The organism is Allocatelliglobosispora scoriae (assembly GCF_014204945.1).
Lineage (GTDB): Bacteria > Actinomycetota > Actinomycetes > Mycobacteriales > Micromonosporaceae > Allocatelliglobosispora > Allocatelliglobosispora scoriae.
Genome location: NZ_JACHMN010000003.1, coordinates 954,720 through 971,996 on the forward strand (window position 1 = coordinate 954,720; position 17,277 = coordinate 971,996).

Consider the following 17,277-nt stretch of genomic DNA (forward strand, 5'->3'; position numbering starts at 1 on the left):
ATATGTTGTTCAGCGGGTAAGCCATACCGCGGCGAAGGGGCCCAGGTGGACCTTCGCCTCGGGACGCGCCACCACCTCGCCGTAGTTGCCAACGTTGGAACCGCAGTAGACGGCCGCGTCGGTGTTGAGGACCTCGGTCCAGGTGCCCGCTGCGGGCAGGGTCAGCTCGTAATCCGTCACCGGGATGCCGGAGAAGTTGACCACGCAGGCGAGCATCGAGCCGTCGTCGCCGAACCTCGTGAAGGCGATCACGTTGCGGTCGGCGTCGTGGACGCTCAACCAGGCGAAGCCGTCCGCGGTGCCGTCGCGCTGGGACAGAGCGCCGATCCTGGTGAGCAGGCGGTTGGCGTCGCGCAGGGTGTCGATGACCCCCTGATCGGGGTGGGACCAGTCCAGGCCGCGCTGCTCGGACCACTCCTCGGTCGCCGCGAGCTCAGCACCCATGAAGATCAGCTTCTTGCCGGGGAAGGCCCACATGTAACCGAGCAGGCCGCGCAGGCCCGCCAGCTGCTGCCAGTGGTCGCCCGGCAGCTTGCCGAGCAGCGACTTCTTGCCGTGCACGACCTCGTCGTGGCTGATCGGCAGGACGAACTGCTCGTCGAAGGCGTAGAGGCTGGGCAGGGTCAGCTCGTCGTGGTGGTAGCGGCGGTGGATCGGTTCGTGCTCGATGTAGCCGAGCGTGTCGTGCATCCAGCCCATGTTCCACTTGAGGCCGAAACCGAGGCCGCCCCAGTCGAGCGGGCGCGAGACGCCCGGCCAGGCCGTCGACTCCTCCGCGATCATGACGACGCCCGGGTGCTCGGCGTAGACGGCGCCGTTGAGCTCCTTGATGAAGGCGAGCGCCTCCAGGTTGGTGTTGCCGCCGAAGACGTTGGGCTCCCACTCACCCGCCTGGCGGGAGTAGTCCAGGTAGAGCAGCGAGGCGACCGCGTCGACCCGCAGCCCGTCGACGTGGAACTCCTCGCACCAGAAGCGGGCGTTGCTGACGAGGAAGTCGCGCACCTCGTCGCGGCCGTAGTTGAAGATCAGACTGCCCCAGTCGGGGTGCTCGCCCCGGCGCGGATCGGGGTGCTCGTAGAGGTGGGTGCCGTCGAACGTCGCCAGCGCCCACTCGTCCTTGGGGAAGTGGGCGGGGACCCAGTCCAGGATCACGCCGATCCCGGCCCGGTGGAACGCGTCGACGAGATGGCGGAAGTCGTCGGGTGACCCCAGCCGCGCAGTAGGGGCGTAGAAGCCGGTGACCTGGTAACCCCAGGACCCCCCGAAGGGGTGCTCCATCACCGGCATGAACTCGACGTGGGTGAAGCCGAGGCCGCCGACGTAGTCGACGAGCTGCGTGGCGAGATCGCGATAGCTCAGTCCCGGCCGCCAGGAGGCGAGGTGCACCTCGTAGACCGACATCGGCAGGGCGTGGTGGTCGCCGCGGCGCGTCCGCATCCACTCGCCGTCACCCCAGGCGTAATCCGGCGCGTGCAGCACCGACGCGTTGGCGGGCGGGCACTCGGTCGCGAAGGCCAGCGGGTCGGACTTGTGGCGCCACTCGCCGTCGGCGCCGAGCACCCGGAAGCGGTAGCGCTGCCCGCTCGCGGCCGACGGCACCCACGCCCGCCACACCCCGTCAGACCAATCCTGATCCATGGGTACGCCATCGTCGGGCCACCAGCCCGTGAAGTCGCCGACGACGGTGACCGCCCGGGCGTTGGGAGCCCAGACGGCGAACCGCCATCCGTCGCCCTCGGGGTGCGCACCGAGCCGCTCCCACAGGCGCGTCACTGGGCGGGTCCGTGCAGCGCTGGGTTCACCTGAGCAGGTTACCTTCGCCGATGACGATCTGCGGCCGCTCGGCGAGCGCCAGCGCGGCGATCCGTTCGGCCCGGACCAGCGGCTCCTCGTCGATCGCGGCGTAATAGGCCCCGGCCGTCTTCGCCGCGATGCTCTGCCAGCCGTAACGTTCGCCGATCATCGTCAGTGCCTGCCGGGCGAGCGACTGCGCGTGCTCGGGCGCGGAGAGCAGCGATCCCACCGCCGTGGCGAGCGCGTCGGGATCGGAGTGCGGGAAGGTCACCCCAGTGACGCCGGACTCGACGATCTCGGCGAGCCCGCCGGTGTCGGCGACGGCGAGGGGGGCACCGGCGGCGGCGGCCTCCAGCGCGACCATGCCGAACGGCTCGTAGAGCGACGGCACCACCGTGGCGTCGGTGGCGGCGAGGACGGCGGGCAGCTCCCGCTCGTTGAGGAAGCCGGTGAAGGAGACGGTGCGCTGGAGCTTGAGCTTGCGGGCGGCGTCCATCAGCTCGCTCCGGTAGGGTCCGTCGCCCGCGATCACCACGCGCAGCCCCGGGTGCTCGTCGCGCATCTGCGGGATCGCGCTGACCAGGTGCTGCACGCCCTTCTCGTAGACGAGGCGACCGGCGAACCCGACGAGCGGGCCCTCACCGGCGTAGCGCAGCCGGGCTGCCTTGACCGCGGCGGGCGCGGCCTTCCACATGCTGCTGTCGACGCCGTTGGGGATCGCCTCGACCTTGGCGGCGGGCAGCTCCAGGAGCCGGGTGACCTCCCACTTCATGTACGCCGAGCAGACCAGCACCCGGCTCGCCTCGTGGCCCAGCCACCACTCGACGGAGTGGATGCTGCGGTTGAGGTCGTCCGGGAGCCACCCCTGGTGCCGACCGGCCTCGGTGGCGTGGATCGTCGCGACGAGCGGCCGTTCGAGGTGCTCGGCGATGGTGACGGCGGTGTGGGTGACGAGCCAGTCGTGCGCGTGGACCACGTCGAACTCACCGGCGTCCGCCGCGCGCAGCGCCGCCCGGGTCAGCGTGTGGTTGAACGCCATCGTCCAGGCGAGCAGCGTCGGCGTCGCGAGGGCGAAGAGCGGCGGGTCCTCGGGCGCCCGGACGATGTGGACACCCTCGGCGTCCTCCTCGATCGGAGCGCCGGGGGCGTGCCGGGTGACGACGGTGACGTGGTGCCCCGCCGCGGCGAGCGACGTGGCGAGGGCATGAACGTGCCGCCCGAGCCCGCCCACGACGACTGGAGGGTATTCCCAGGACAGCATCATGATGCGAAGCGGGCGGGCAGAGTTCATGGAGAGCCCCCTACGTTGGAGTACCCGGGCATGCGGAATCAAGGCACCGACACAGGTGCCCATCGCGCCATTGGGGTTATCACCATTGTCGTGGATCAGACATTGCGAGCGGGGGAAGTTGAGTTTCCGGCGTGTAACGGCCTTCCAGCAGGCGCTTTATCGGCAGGTGCGGATGAATTCGGCGACGCTCCACGCTTGGAACGGGCATCCGGTGGCGTCGTGCGGCGCCGCTCCGTCGGCCGTCTCGCTCACCGAACCGAGGCCCCACTCCGACAAATGCTCGGTCAATCCGGTGAAAATATCCTCGGTCGGCAGCCCGGACACCCGCATCGCGTCCGCCATCGGCCCGATCAGCCACGGCCAGACGGTGCCCTGGTGATAGGCGCGGTCCCGGTCGGCCATGGTGCCCCGGTGGCGGGGGCGGAACGCCGGGTCGGTCGGGGCGAGGCTGCGCGGCCCGAGCGGGGTGAGCAGCGCGTCGGCGATCCGGCGGACGGCGGCGGCGTCCGGCTCCATCGGCGCGTGCGGCAGCGACCAGGCGAGCAGCGCGTTCGGCCGCAGCGCCGCGTCGTCCGGGTCCACGACGTCGAAGAGCCCCGGCGCGGTCCCGCCGACGGCGGTCACGCTTTGCAGCAAAGCGTGGTCTTCCGGCGCCGCGAGGCCACCGTTTGCTGCAAAACGTGACGGGGACGCCGACGCCGACGCGGTGTGACGGGACAGGGGGAAGCGGTTGCGGAACGCCGCCACCGCCCGGTCCCGGTGGGTCGCGAAGGGCGAGCCATCCGCGCCTACCCGGTCACTGAGCTGCGCCAGGACGGCCAGCCCGTTGCACCACAGCGCGTTGATGTCGACCGCCTTGCCCGCCCGCTGGGTGATCGGCACGCCGTCGACCCGGGCATCCATCCAGGTCAGCGCCTCGCCGGGGGCGCCCTGCCGGAGCAGCCCGTCGGCCGGGTCCACCCCTATGCCGTAGCGGGTGCCCCGCACGTGCCAGTCGTAGATCTCCCGCAGCGCCGGGAGCAGCTCCGCGGCGAGGTCGGTGTCGCCGGTGACGGTGACGTGCCGGTCGATCGCGTGCAGGAACCACAGGGTGCCGTCGGCCGTGTTGTGCTGCGGCGCGCCGCCGTCGCAGGTGTTGGCGAGCATCCCCTCGCTGAGCGTCTCGGCGTAGTTGCGCAGCAGGTCACGCCCCTCGCCGAACCGTCCGGTGTGCAGGAAGAGCCCGTCGAAGGAGATCATCGTGTCCCGCGACCACGCCCCGAACCACGGGTAGCCCGCCACCACGTCCGGCCCGGTCGAGGTGCGCACGACGAAGGCGTCGGCGGCGACGTCGAGCCCGGCGTTACGCCGGCCGGCGGCCTCGATGATCTCGCGGGCGGGGGGTGGTTCCGAGCCCAGGTCGCCGGACCAGGCGACCACCTCCAGGCAGTCGCCGGGACGGGCCAGCTCCGCGCTGAAGGAGCCCGCGTGCAGCAGGTCCTCGGTCGCGGCCATCCCGCGCGCCGCCTCCTCGCGGTGGTGGGCGCCCAGCCACCACTCGCCCCGGGGGGTCCAGTTCGGCCCCCGCAGCCGGTACGCCGACTCGACCACCGCTCCACCGGAGCTCGACTCGACCCGCAGCGCGCCGTTGCCGGAGCCGCGTTCGCCGTGCGCGTCGCGCCAGGTGCAGAGCGCGTCCACGCTGATCGTGCAGGGTCCGCCCTCGATCAGCGTGTCGACGACCGCCACGCAGGAGGTGCCGTGGCGCATCGCGAGGCTGCGCTCGATCACGGTCTCGCCGAGGCGCCAGCGCCACACCGGCAGGCCGTCGTGCAGCGTGAAGCTCTCCAGCAGCTCGTACCCCCGGGGGGCGACGGTGCCGTCGTGCCACTCGTGCGTCGCGAGGCGTACCCCACTCGTGGTTGATGTGGTGGTGATCACCGGATCGAGCGCGACCAGGCCGACCCGCCGCTGGGCCGGCGTCTGACCGGCCACGACGAGCAGTGCGTGGTAGCGGCGGGTGGCGAGGCCCGAGACGGTGCCCATGGCGTAGCCGCCCAGCCCGTCGGGCACCAGCCACTCCCTGGTCGAGGCGGTGGCGAGGTCCCCGCAGAGCTGCGGGCCGAACGCGACGTGGAGATTCACAGGGTCGATGTTCGCATCCGCGAAACAGAGGTGGGTAAGAATCATGGGCGTGACCTCAGAACAGAGACGCCTCGCCGACGCCGACGCAGGGGCCACACCGTGGAAGGCATGGGGGCCCTACGTGGCCGAACGCGCCTGGGGGACGGTCCGGGAGGACTACAGCGAGCACGGCACCGCCTGGGAGTATTTCTCGCACGACGACGCCCGCTCGCGGGTCTACCGGTGGAACGAGGACGGCCTCGCCGGGATCTGCGACGACCGGCAGACCTTCTGCTTCGCCTTCGCCTTCTGGAACGGCGTCGATCCCATCCTCAAGGAGCGGATCTTCGGCCTCACCGGCAACGAGGGCAACCACGGGGAGGACGCCAAGGAGTACTGGTGGTACATCGACTCGACCCCGACCCACTCGTGGATGACCTGGCGCTACCACTACCCGCAGCGGGAGTTCCCCTACCAGGAGCTCATCACGGTCAACCGGCAGATGGACCGCTCCGAGGCGGAGTACGACCTGGCCGACACCGACGCCTTCGACGACGACCGCTACTGGGCGATCACCGTCGACTATGCCAAGGCGTCGCCGACGGACCTGTGCGCCCTGGTCACGCTGGAGAACCGGGGGCCCGACGAGGCGACCCTGCACGTGCTGCCGACGCTGTGGTTCCGCAACACCTGGTCCTGGGGGACGCCGGGCCGTGACGACCAGCCGGTGATCACCGCCGACGGCGCCACGCTCCACGCCAGCCACCGCATCCTCGGCCAGCTCGCGCTGCACGGCGAGGGCGAGCCGACCCCGCTGGTCTGCGACAACGAGACCAACGCCCAGCGCATCTGGGCCCTGGACGGGCGCTCGCTCTATCCCAAGGACGGCATCAACGACCACGTCGTCAACGGCGCCGCGACGGTCAACCCGACCGGCAAGGGCACCAAGGGCGCGCTGCACTACACCGTGACGGTCCCGGCCGGGGGGAAGGCCGAGCTCCGGCTGCGCCTCACCCAGATCGCGCCGCCGCCGGGCGGTCTCCCCGTCCCGGAGCCAGACCTCGCCGAGGGGTACGCCGAGGTGCTCGCCGCCCGCCGCGCCGAGGCCGATGAGTACTTCGCCGAGCTGACCCCGCCCGGCACCCCGCCCGAGGAGGCGATCGTGCTGCGGCGCGCCATCGCCGGGCTGATGTGGGGCAAGCAGTTCTACCACTTCGACGTGGAGAAGTGGCTCGACGGCGATCCCGGCTCGACGCCGCCGCCGGCCGGACGGCGGACCGGCCGCAACAGCGCCTGGCGGCACATGACGAGCTTCGACGTGATCTCCATGCCGGACCCCTGGGAGTACCCGTGGTACGCGGCGTGGGACCTCGCCTTCCACACCGTGGTCCTGGCCCACGTCGATCCCCGGTTCGCCAAGGACCAGCTGCTCCTGCTGCTGCGCGACTGGTACCTGCACCCCAACGGCCAGATCCCCGCCTATGAGTGGGCCTTCGGCGACGTCAACCCGCCCGTGCACGCCTGGGCCGCGCTGAAGGTCTTCGAGATCGACGGCGCCAAGGACTACGACTTCCTTGAGCGGATCATGCACAAGCTGCTGCTCAACTTCACCTGGTGGGTCAACCGCAAGGACCTGGAGGGCAACAACGTCTTCGAGGGCGGCTTCCTCGGCCTCGACAACGTCGGCCCCTTCGACCGCTCCGCCGCGCTCCCGGTCGCCGGTGTCCTGGAGCAGTCCGACGGCACCGCGTGGATGGCGATGTACGCCCTGAACATGCTGGAGATGTCGCTCGTCCTCGCCACCCACGACCGGGTCTGGACCGACATCGCGACGAAGTTCTTCGAGCACTTCGCCTATATCGCCAGCGCCGCATACAACCGGGGGCTCTGGGACGACGAGGACGGGTTCTTCTACGACGTGCTGCGGGGTGAGGACGGCGAGCAGATCCCGCTCAAGGTCCGCTCCGTCGTCGGCCTGCTGCCGCTGTGCGCGACGACGATGCTCAACTCGGTGACGCTGATCCGGCTGCCCGAGGTGGCGGCGCGGCTGCGCTGGTTCCTCGCCAACAAGCCCGAGTTCGCGGCGGTCGTCGGTGCCCGGCGCATCGCCGACGGCGGTCAGCAGGTGCGCCTGCTCTCCGTGGTCGGCCCCGACCAGCTGCTGCGGATGCTGGGCCGGATGCTCGACGAGGAGGAGTTCCTGTCGCCGCACGGGTTGCGTACGCTGTCGCGCAAGCACCTGGAGGAGCCCTACGAGGTGCAGCTCGGCGGCAACGACTTCACCGTCACCTATGAGCCGGGCGAGTCGACGACGGGCCTGTTCGGCGGCAACTCCAACTGGCGCGGTCCGATCTGGTTCCCGGTCAACTACCTGCTGGTCGAGTCGCTGCGCCACTACGCGAGGTTCTTCGGCGAGGACCTGGCGGTGGAGTACCCCACCCGCTCCGGCCGCAAGATCCCGTTGGGCGAGGTGGCCGACGACATCTCGGCGAGGCTGATCTCCCTCTTCCTGCCCGGCCCCGATGGCGTACGCCCCATCTACGGCACCAGCGACCGCCTGGGCAGGCACCCCGACTGGAAGGACCTGATCACCTTCCACGAGTACTTCCACGGCGACACGGGAGAGGGCCTGGGCGCGTCCCACCAGACGGGCTGGACAGCTCTCGTAGCCGACCTAATCCTCCGCCGCCGCCGCCCGTAACCCCCAAAATTCGCGTTGATCAAGGGAAGACTCGCCGCATATCGGACACCCGACATGGTGAGTCTTCCCTTGATCAACGCGAATTAGGAGGGGCGGGCGGGGCGGGTGGGGTGGGCGGGGCGGGTGGGGTGGGTGGGGTGGGGGACGGTCGCGGCGACCGTCAGGGCGGTGAGGAGGAGGGCGACGCTTACCGCGAACGCCGCTCGGTAGCCCGACGTCAGGGACTGCGGAGTGGGGATCGCGGCCGGGGAGAGGGCGGCGGTGCGGGCCGCTGCCACCGTGGCCAGGATTGCCAGACCCAGGGCGGAGCCGATCGACTGGGTGGTGTTGGCCAGGCCCGACACGAGACCGGCGTCGGCGTCGGTCGCGTCGGACATCGCCAGCGTCGTGACGGCGGGCAGGGCGAGGCCGCCGCCGGTACCGAAGATCACGATGCCGGGCAGGAGGTCGGTGAGGTAGTCGGCGTCCAGCGGCACCCGGCTCACCAGCGCCACTCCCACGGTGATCAGCACGAGCCCGGCGATCAGGACCCGGCGCGGCCCGAAGCGGGTGTTGAGGCGAGCGGAGAAGCCCAGCGAGAGCGTGCCGATCGCGAGCGCCACCGGTACGACGGCGAGCCCGGCCTCGACGGGGGAGTAGCCGAGCACCTGCTGCAGGTAGAGCGTGTTGAGGAACTGCCAGCCGAGGAGCCCGGCGACCATCAGGGCCTGTACGACGTTGGCGCCGGAGACGTTGCGGGAGCGGAAGACCCGCAGCGGCAGCAGCGGGCTGCGCGCCGTGGCCTGGCGGACGACGAACGCCACCAGCAGCGCGATCGAGGCACCGCCGAACCCCAGCGTGTGGACCGATCCCCAGCCGTGCGAGCCGGTCGCGACGATCGTGTAGACGCCGAGCATCAGGCCCGCCGTGACGAGCAGCGCACCGAGCGCGTCGGCACCGGCGGCGAGGCCGAGACCGCGTTCGGCGGGGAAGATCCGGATGGCGAGCGCTGCGGCGACGACGCCGATCGGCGCGTTCACGAAGAAGATCCAGTGCCAGCTCAGCGCCTCGGTGAGCAGCCCGCCCGCGAAGAAGCCGATGGTGGCACCGGCCGAGCCGACGAAGGCGTAGATCCCGATGGCGCGGGCGCGCTCGCGGGGCTCGGGGAACATCGGCACGATCATGCCGAGGACCACCGCCGAGGTGATGGCGCCGCCGATGCCCTGGACGAAGCGGGCGGCGATGAGCAGCTCCGGCGTGGTGGCGAGGCCGCAGAGCACCGACGCGGTGGTGAAGACGATCAGGCCGGTGACGAAGACCGACTTGCGGCCCAGCAGGTCGCCGAGGCGCCCGGCGAGCAGCAGCAGGCCGCCGAAGGGGATGACGTACGCGTTGACGACCCACGCGAGGTCGGCGGTGGTGAAGCCGAGCTCCTGCTGGATCGCGGGGAGCGCCACGGTGACGATCGTCTGGTCAAGGATGATCATGAGCATTCCGGCGCAGAGCACGACGAGGGCGAACCAGCGCGAGCGCGCTGGTGCCGGGGTCGCGGCACGGGCCGGAGCCTGGGTGATCATGATGGTGGCCTCCAAAGGTGCACTGTTTGTAACAGTGACCATCATGTGTGACCATTGGGTTTGCCGGAAGGAGGCACATTGATGTCACAGGGGCACACGGTTGTAGCGGACGAGGTCGCACCGTGCCTCGGCTCGCCGGATCTGCCGAAGATGTGCACCGTCCGCGAGGTGCTGGACCGGGTCGGCGGCAAGTGGAGCATCGGCGTGATCGTGGAGGCGTCCGAGGGGCCGGTCCGCTTCACCGAGCTGGAGCGCAAGATCGAGGGGATCAGCCGGCGGATGCTGACGCTCACCCTGCGCAACCTGGAGCGCGACGGGCTCCTGCACCGGACCGTCTACCCCACCGTGCCGCCGAAGGTGGAGTATGTCGCGACCGACATGGCGCGGGAGCTCTACAGCACCCTGCTCACGCTGACCGCCTGGGCGGAGCGGCACCGGTCGGCGATCGACTCGGCCCGCGAGGCCTACGATCGCGAGCGCGGCCTTTCAGCGGAGGCGTCCTAACTTCGACGCGTCGTTGGCAAATCTCCGCCACGCCGACCTCATCGATGATCAGTGTATTTATGCAGCTAAATAACTTGAGGTGGGGCAGGAGGGCTCCGTTGGCGATGTCCGTACTTGTCCATATGGCCGAGGGTGGTTTAGCCTCCACTTCAGGTACTTTCTAAAAGTTCGACAAAAGACATCGATGGGTTGGCGAAAGTCTCTCGGGTGGGCGTCCGCGTCCAGCGGCCCACCGGCAACAATGGGGGCGTCGACACGGTGATCCAGCGGCCACTGGCATCAACCACGCCAATCGAGAAGGAGACCCCGATGGGTGCGCCGCCCCAGTTGACCGAGCCGATCTCGTACCAGCTGCTCTGCCTGCTGCGCGACCTGGGCCCGCAGTCGCGGGTGGAGCTCGCGGACCGGCTGACCCTGCCGCGCTCCCGGCTCGCCAGCGAGCTCGACGCGCTGGTGGACGCCTCGCTGATCCGGGGCGCGGGCCCCGCCGAGTCGCGCGGCGGCCGGCGGTCGACCCTGGTCGAGCTGAACCCGGAGATCCGCTACGCCGCGATCGACCTCGGCGCCACCTCGATCGACGTCGAGATCACCGACGGCCGGTTGGAGCCCCTCGCGGCGCACAGCGAAGAGGCCGACATCAGCGCCGGGCCCACGATCATGCTGCGCCGGGTCAACGAGATCCTGCAGAAGATGCGCGTCGGCGGGGCCTATGACCGGCTCAGCGCGATCGGCGTCGGCCTGCCGGGCCCGGTCAGCGTCCGCGACGGCATGCCGGTCTTCCCACCGATCATGCCGGGCTGGGACCGGTTCCCGCTGCGCTCCACCCTCGGCATCGAGCACGGCTGCCCGGTCGCCGTCGACAACGACGTCAACATCATGAGCATCGGCGAGCGCCACAGCGGCATCGCCCACACGATCGACAACTTCCTCTTCGTGAAAATCGGCACCGGCATCGGCTGCGGCATCCACCTCGGCGGCCAGGTCCACCGCGGCGCCGACGGCTGCGCCGGGGACATCGGCCACATCCAGGTCGACGGCAAGGGACCGGTCTGCTACTGCGGCAACGTCGGCTGCCTGGAGGTCTTCTTCAGCGGCACCGCCCTCGCCCGCGAGGCGATGGTCGCCGCCCGCTCCGGTTCGTCGGCCGCCCTGGCCCGCAGGCTCGCCGCGCAGGGCACGCTGACCGCCAAAGATGTCGGCGACGCCGCGGCCGAGGGCGATGTCACGTGCATCAACCTGGTCCGCGCCGGCGGCCGCCACCTCGGCGAGGTGCTCGCCGGGATGGTGAGCTTCATCAACCCGTCGATGATCGTCATCGGCGGCGGCCTCGCCGGCCTCGGCCACCTGCTCCTCGCCGAGATCCGGGGCGTCGTCTACAAGCGATCGCTGCCGCTCGCCACGGGAAACCTGCTGGTCGTGCTCTCGGAGCTCGGCCCGCGCGCGGGCGTCACCGGCGCCGCGGTCCTCGCCAGCGACGTCGCGCACCGGCAGAGCTTCTGAACCATCAGGGGGTACGGGAACCGGCCCGCGCGGTCAGCCCCACCCGGTCGTGCAGTTCTGCACGCAGGTGATGACCCGGGCGACCCCCGTGCTGTCACCCGCGTGCACCAGGACGGGGGAGTTGTCGGGTGTGAAGGCGACCCAGATCCGCTCACCCCGGTAGTCGTCGAGCCGGTGCCACGGTCGGCGCGCGGAGCGGCGCCGGCAGTCGTCGGTGTCGCAGCGCACCAGCGCGATCCGGTCGAACTCGCCGATCGAGAAGCGGATCCCGAAGCCCTGCTGCGGTCGGCGCGACACGATCGCGACCACCAGCTTGCCCTGGCGGTCGATGCCGAAGCCGCCGACCTCCTGGACGGCGTCCGGGACCGAGGAGGTGACCGGCGGGTACGCCGTCCGGGTGTCGCGCTGGACGTGGGTGCAGGCCTCGTCGTCGCAGCGTGCCATGTGGATGAGCTGCGCGTCCCTTCTGCCCCAGGCGACCACCGGGAACCCCTGCGGGCTCTGCCCGATCGCAATGATCGGCTCCACGTCGTTGCCCATGAGGCTGAAGTAGGGCTGGATGTAGGTCTGCGAGGCGCGGCTGCAGTCGAGGCCGGGGCAGCGCCAGAGCACCACGTCGGTGGAGGACTCGTACTCCACCACCGCGACGATGACCAGCGTGCCGTGCGGGGTGACGGTCAGCGCCGCGCTCTGCCACTGGAAGCCGAGCTTCGGCAGCGGGAATTTCGCCTGCTTGCAGGAGCCCTCCCGGGCGCAGACGGTGAGCACCGCCTGCGTGCTGTCGCGATCGATGCCGACGATCGAGCCGTCGTCGAGGACCGTTTCGGAGCGGCTCGCCCCGACCGTGTCGCGCTGGTGGGTGCCGCTCTGGCAGTCGGTGTCCTCGCAGGTGAAGATCTGCTGCTCGGTGATCGCGACCGGACGGCCGTCCGGTGCGACGCCGACACCGGCGAGCCGGACGTGCCCGGTCGGCACCGACGCCTCGTCGAGCACCGGCGCGGCGTAGGGGTTGATGAAGGCGACGAGCAGCCCGATCAGCGCCGGTGCCGCGACCGCCAGCCCGGCGAGGCCGAGCAGGCCCGCACCCGCCTCCCGGCCGCCGACCCCGGTCAGCGTGGCGTCGACGGCGGCGAGGTCCGCAGCGGGGTGCGGGTCGCCCTCGACCCGCGGCTCCAGGTAGACCACGGTCAGCGTGACGGCCTGCACGGCGACGACCGCGACGACGAGGGCGAGGGCGGCGAGCGCGATCGGTGCCGCGAGTGCCGGGCTGTCCGGCAGCCCGCGCAGCAGCCCGGTCAGCCATGAGGCGCCGCCCGGCAGGACCACGAAGCCGAGCACGAAGATGAAGCCCGGGTAGAGCGCCCGGCCCCGGGTGACATCGTGTGCCCGGCTCAGGTAGCCCGGCCCCTGCAGCAGCGCGGACGGCAGCGCCACGGCGAGGCGGGCCAGCAGCACCGCGATGAAGACGAGTGCCACCAGCGCCATCCAGCCCACCACGCCCATCGCGATGCCGAGCAGCAGGAGCAGGAGCAGTCCGGCGATGATCCCCTGGATCGCGACGAAGCCGGTGTGGTGCAGGCGGGAGAGGGCGTAGCGGACGGCCGCCGCGGGTCCGACGTGGAGGTCGCGGGCGGCACCGGCGGCGACCACCACGCCCGCCGAGATCGCGATCAGCCACGCCACCAGCCAGATCAGCGCCCCGACCACGTCCTGCAGGCCCGTCGGCCCGATCAGCTCGCCGTGGAACACGATGCCCCGGTCCCCGGCGGTGAACATGGTGATCAGCGACTGCAGCAGCGACGCGAGCGCCAGCGGGGGTGCGATCACCGCCAGCAGCTGCCGCCAGTGGCTGGAGAGGATGGCCGGAGTACGGGGCATCCCGGCAGCGTAGACCGACAGCTCAAGGCCGTGGTGCCCGTACGCGGCTGCGTAACTGGCTGACGAGGATGGAGGCGGCGGCGCCCACGACGACGATGTTGAACAGGAGCTGGGCGCAGAGCACACCCCGGGCGAGCTGCCCCTCGGCGTGCACGTCGCCGTAGCCGACGGTGGCGAGTGTGGTGAGCGCGAAGTAGAGGGCGTCGAGCCTCGTGGCGAGGTCGACGAACTCGCCCGGCCGCTCGACGGCGATCTCGTAGTCGATGAAGGCGAAGATCAGGACGCCACCGACGATGGCGAGCATGAGCCCGGCGAGCGGTGCCACCGGATCGTCGACCTGGCGGCGGATCTGGCGATAGATGAGCCAGACGGCGAGCGCCATGATGAGCAAGGTCACGATGGCGCGCCAGACCGCGCCGTCATCGTCGGTCGAGACGGGGACCAGGAAGAATGCCGCGACGAGTAACGCGCACGTACCCAATGAGCGCCACAGTGCGACCAAGACCATGTCCGCATTGTCCGGCGGCCGTAACCCAATCGCAATCACCGTTACGTAGCGTCGGGACATGGCGGACCTATTCGAGGATTATCCCCTGGGCGCTGCCTGGGACGAGATGTTCGCGGCGACCGGCGAGCCCCGTCCCACCTACGCCTCGCTCCACGCCACCCTCCGGCCGCTCGCCGGAGGAGACCTGCGGACCAGGGCCGATGTGCTCGCCCGAGCCTTCCTCGACCAGGGTGTGACCTTCGCGCTCAAGGGCGTCGAGCGTCCCTTCCCCCTCGACATCGTCCCGCGAGTCATCGAAGCCGATCAGTGGCGCAAGGTCGAGGCCGGCGTGGCGCAGCGGGTCCGGGCGCTGGAGGCGTTCCTCGCCGACGTCTACGGCGACGGCAACGTGCTCCACGACGGCATCGTGCCCCGGTCCACGATCGTCACCAGCGCGCACTTCCACCGCGAGGCGCACGGGCTCAACCCGCCCAACGGCGTTCGCGTCCTGGTGTCGGGGGTCGACCTGATCCGCGACGAGCAGGGCGACTTCCGGGTGCTCGAGGACAACGTCCGCACGCCGTCCGGCGTCAGCTACGTCATCGAGAACCGCCGGGCCATGGCCCACGTGCTGCCCGAGATCTTCGGCTCCACCCGGGTCCGGCCGGTCGAGTCCTACCCGACGATGCTCCTCGCCGCCCTGCGGGCCGCCGCCCCCGCCGGGGTCGACGAGCCGGTCGTCGTCGTGCTCACCCCCGGCGTGCACAACTCCGCCTACTTCGAGCACGCGCTGCTCGCCCGGGAGATGGGCGTCGAGCTCGTCGAGGGCCGCGACCTCGTCTGCGTCGGCAACGAGGTGGCGATGCGGACCACCGCCGGCGAGCGGCGCGTCGATGTCATCTACCGCCGCATCGACGACGAGTTCCTCGACCCGGTGCACTTCCGGGCCGACTCGATGCTCGGCTGCGCGGGCCTGCTCAACGCCGCCCGCGCCGGCCGGGTCACCCTCGCCAACGCGGTCGGCAACGGCGTCGCCGACGACAAGCTCATCTACACCTACGTGCCCGATCTGATCCGCTACTACCTGGGTGAGGAGCCGCTGCTGCCCAACGTCGAGACCTACCGCCTCGACGACCCCGATGTCCTGCAGCACGTGCTCGGCCGCCTCGACCAGCTCGTCGTCAAGCCCGTCGACGGCTCCGGCGGCTCCGGCATCGTCATCGGCTCGATGGCGACCGACGAGGAGCTCGCCACGGTCCGCCAGCGGCTCCTGCACGACCCGCGCGGCTGGATCGCCCAGCGCGAGGTGAAGCTCTCCACGGTCCCGACCCTGATCGGCGAGAGCCTCCGGCCACGCCACGTCGACCTGCGGCCCTTCGCGGTCAACGACGGCAACAAGGTCTGGGTGCTGCCCGGCGGGCTCACCCGTGTCGCGCTCCCCGAGGGCGCGCTCGTCGTCAACTCCAGCCAGGGCGGCGGCTCCAAGGACACCTGGGTCCTGACCTCCTCGGACGAGGACGTCTTCGAGCCGGAGCCGGTCCCGACGCTGGTCGGCCCGCAGGTCGCGCAGCCCCGGCGGCCCGATCCCGGTCCCCACTTCGAGGACCAGGCACAGCAGCAGCAGCAGTTCCGCGTACCCGGGAGGCCGGCATGTTGAGCCGCATCGCCGAATCGCTCTACTGGATCGGCCGCTATGTCGAGCGGGCGGAGGACACCGCCCGGATCCTCGACGTGCATCTGCACCGGATGCGCCAGGACCCGTGGACCGACGAGGAGCAGGCCTGCAGGTCGCTGCTCGCCGTCATGGGCGTACCAGCCGTCGATCATGCCGTGAGCCAGGCGGGCGTCGTGGAGCGGCTCGGCCTCGACCCCGACAGCACCAGCTCGGTCCTGGGCGCGCTCACCGCCGCGCGCGAGAACGCGCGCGGCGCGCGCGAGACCGTCTCGGCCGAGATGTGGGAGTGCCTCAACACCACGTGGCTGGGCCTGCGAGACGCGCGTCAGCGCATCGAGGAGCGCGGTGTGCACGCCTTCTTCCAGTGGGTACGCGAGCGCTGCTCCATCCTCGCCGGACTCGCCGATGCCACGATGAGCCGGGACGAGGGCTGGCTGTTCCTGATGCTCGGCCGCAGCGTCGAGCGGGTCGACATGACCTCCCGCCTGCTCTCCACCCACTCGCGGGCGGGCGGCAGCATCCCGAGCTGGCTGACGCTGCTGCGCTCCACCGGCGGGTGGGAGACCTACCTGCGCACCTACCGGGGCTCCAGCAACGACCGGCACGCCGCCGAGTTCCTCGTGCTCGACCGGCTCTTCCCCCGGTCGGTGCTCGCCGCGCTCGTCACGGCCGAGAGCTGCCTCGCGGAGCTGGAGCCCGATCCGGGCCGGGTCGGCGTCGGCACCGACGCGCAGCGCATCCTCGGCCGGGTCCGCACCGAACTCGCCTACAAGCCACCGGAAGAGCTGCTCGCCGAGCTCGGCCCGACCCTCGCCAAGGTGCAGCGCACCTGCTCCCAAGTGAATGAGGCGATCTCCTTGCGCTACTTCCGGCAGACCGCAGCGGTGCACTGGGCGGAGGCGGTGGCGTGAACGGCGGCTATGTGGGCAGCCCCGGCTGGCGGCTGCAGATCAGGCACCGCACCGGCATGCAGTACGCGGGCCTCGTCGGCTCCTCCTACAACGAGGCGCGGATGTCGCCGACGATCGAGCCGCGGCAGTCGGTGCTCGACTCCCGGATCACGGTCTGGCCGTCGGCGCGCACCTTCGCCTACCGCGACTACTGGGGCACCACCGTCACCGCCTTCGACGTGCAGGTCTCGCACGAGTCGCTGGAGGTGATCGCGGACGCCACCGTGGAGACGCTGGTGGCGACCCCGGCCCGCTCCAACGGGATCGGCTGGGACGACCTCGACCGGCCCGCGGTCGCCGAGCGCTGGCCCGAGCTGCTGCTGCCCACCCCGCGGACCGCGCTCGACGAGGAGCTCACCGAGCTCGCCACCTCGATGCGGGCCGCCTTCAAGACCCCGGACGAGGCGGCGCGCGCGGTCTGCGAGCTGGTCCGGCAGGAGATCACCTATGCGTCGGGGACGACCGGCGTGCAGACCGACGCCGTCCAGGTCTGGCGGCAGCGGCTCGGGGTGTGCCAGGACCTCTCGCACCTCGCCATCGCCCTGCTGCGCACGATGGGGCTGCCCGCGCGCTACGTCTCGGGCTACCTGCACCCGACGCCCAACGCACCGCTGGGCCAGCCCGTCGCCGGGCAGAGCCACGCCTGGGTCGAGTGGTGGACGGGGGACTGGCACGCCTATGACCCGACCAACGGCGTCGGCGTCGGCGAGCGCCACGTGGTGGTCGGCCGGGGCCGGGACTACGGCGATGTCCCGCCGTTGAAGGGCGTCTATGCCGGTCCGCCCAACACCAGCCAGACGGTCGAGGTGACCCTGACCCGGGTCCGCTAGCGTGCGGT

12 protein-coding genes are annotated in these 17,277 nt (G+C 71.0%); 6 read left to right on the top strand and 6 right to left on the bottom strand.

Annotated elements, in window-relative coordinates; all coding sequences use genetic code 11:
- Positions 1–9: 9 nt before the first annotated feature.
- The 3 genes from glgB to F4553_RS30810 form a co-directional block, all read right to left on the bottom strand.
- Positions 10–1,773, bottom strand: coding sequence for a 1,4-alpha-glucan branching protein GlgB (glgB, locus tag F4553_RS30800; protein ID WP_312875452.1), 1,764 nt, complete (start codon positions 1,771–1,773; stop codon positions 10–12).
- A 25-nt stretch (positions 1,774–1,798) separates the two neighbouring features.
- Complete coding sequence (locus F4553_RS30805; protein ID WP_246467529.1) at positions 1,799–3,085, bottom strand: glycosyltransferase family 4 protein; 1,287 nt, start codon at positions 3,083–3,085, stop codon at positions 1,799–1,801.
- 156 nt (positions 3,086–3,241) lie between these two features.
- Positions 3,242–5,209 carry an amylo-alpha-1,6-glucosidase gene (locus F4553_RS30810; RefSeq protein ID WP_376776317.1) on the bottom strand — a complete coding sequence of 656 codons (1,968 nt, stop codon included), beginning with the start codon at positions 5,207–5,209 and terminating at the stop codon, positions 3,242–3,244.
- A gap of 43 nt (positions 5,210–5,252) precedes the next feature.
- On the opposite strand from F4553_RS30810, the gene F4553_RS30815 reads away from it, so the two are divergent.
- Positions 5,253–7,889 (top strand): MGH1-like glycoside hydrolase domain-containing protein, encoded by a 2,637-nt coding sequence (locus tag F4553_RS30815; RefSeq protein WP_246467531.1) that lies wholly within the window; start codon positions 5,253–5,255, stop codon positions 7,887–7,889.
- 83 nt (positions 7,890–7,972) lie between these two features.
- On the opposite strand, the gene F4553_RS30820 is transcribed toward F4553_RS30815, so the two are convergent.
- Entirely contained in the window at positions 7,973–9,460 is a 1,488-nt protein-coding gene (locus F4553_RS30820) for an MFS transporter (RefSeq protein WP_246467532.1), read from the bottom strand.
- 135 nt (positions 9,461–9,595) lie between these two features.
- On the opposite strand from F4553_RS30820, the gene F4553_RS30825 reads away from it, so the two are divergent.
- Both F4553_RS30825 and F4553_RS30830 read left to right on the top strand, forming a co-directional pair.
- Positions 9,596–9,949, top strand: coding sequence for a winged helix-turn-helix transcriptional regulator (locus F4553_RS30825; protein ID WP_221470793.1), 354 nt, complete (start codon positions 9,596–9,598; stop codon positions 9,947–9,949).
- Between the two features lie 309 nt (positions 9,950–10,258).
- The gene (locus tag F4553_RS30830) at positions 10,259–11,449 is read left to right on the top strand and encodes an ROK family transcriptional regulator (protein ID WP_184843042.1); all 1,191 of its coding nucleotides are present in this window, start codon (positions 10,259–10,261) and stop codon (positions 11,447–11,449) included.
- A gap of 33 nt (positions 11,450–11,482) precedes the next feature.
- On the opposite strand, the gene F4553_RS30835 is transcribed toward F4553_RS30830, so the two are convergent.
- Complete coding sequence (locus F4553_RS30835; protein WP_184843045.1) at positions 11,483–13,327, bottom strand: hypothetical protein; 1,845 nt, start codon at positions 13,325–13,327, stop codon at positions 11,483–11,485.
- Positions 13,328–13,349: 22 nt separating this feature from the next.
- Positions 13,350–13,835 (bottom strand): potassium channel family protein, encoded by a 486-nt coding sequence (locus F4553_RS30840; protein WP_184843048.1) that lies wholly within the window; start codon positions 13,833–13,835, stop codon positions 13,350–13,352.
- Between the two features lie 58 nt (positions 13,836–13,893).
- On the opposite strand from F4553_RS30840, the gene F4553_RS30845 reads away from it, so the two are divergent.
- From F4553_RS30845 to F4553_RS30855, 3 genes are read left to right on the top strand one after another with little or no spacing between them, the layout of a single operon-like run.
- Positions 13,894–15,471: a circularly permuted type 2 ATP-grasp protein gene (locus F4553_RS30845; protein WP_184843051.1), complete on the top strand. Its 1,578-nt coding sequence runs from the start codon at positions 13,894–13,896 to the stop codon at positions 15,469–15,471.
- On the top strand, positions 15,465–16,400 hold the full coding sequence (locus tag F4553_RS30850) for an alpha-E domain-containing protein (protein ID WP_184843054.1): 936 nt from the start codon (positions 15,465–15,467) through the stop codon (positions 16,398–16,400). Before F4553_RS30845 ends, F4553_RS30850 begins: the two co-directional genes overlap by 7 nt.
- Positions 16,397–17,269, top strand: a complete 873-nt coding sequence (locus tag F4553_RS30855; RefSeq protein ID WP_312875453.1) for a transglutaminase family protein — start codon at positions 16,397–16,399, stop codon at positions 17,267–17,269. Before F4553_RS30850 ends, F4553_RS30855 begins: the two co-directional genes overlap by 4 nt.
- Positions 17,270–17,277: the final 8 nt, after the last annotated feature.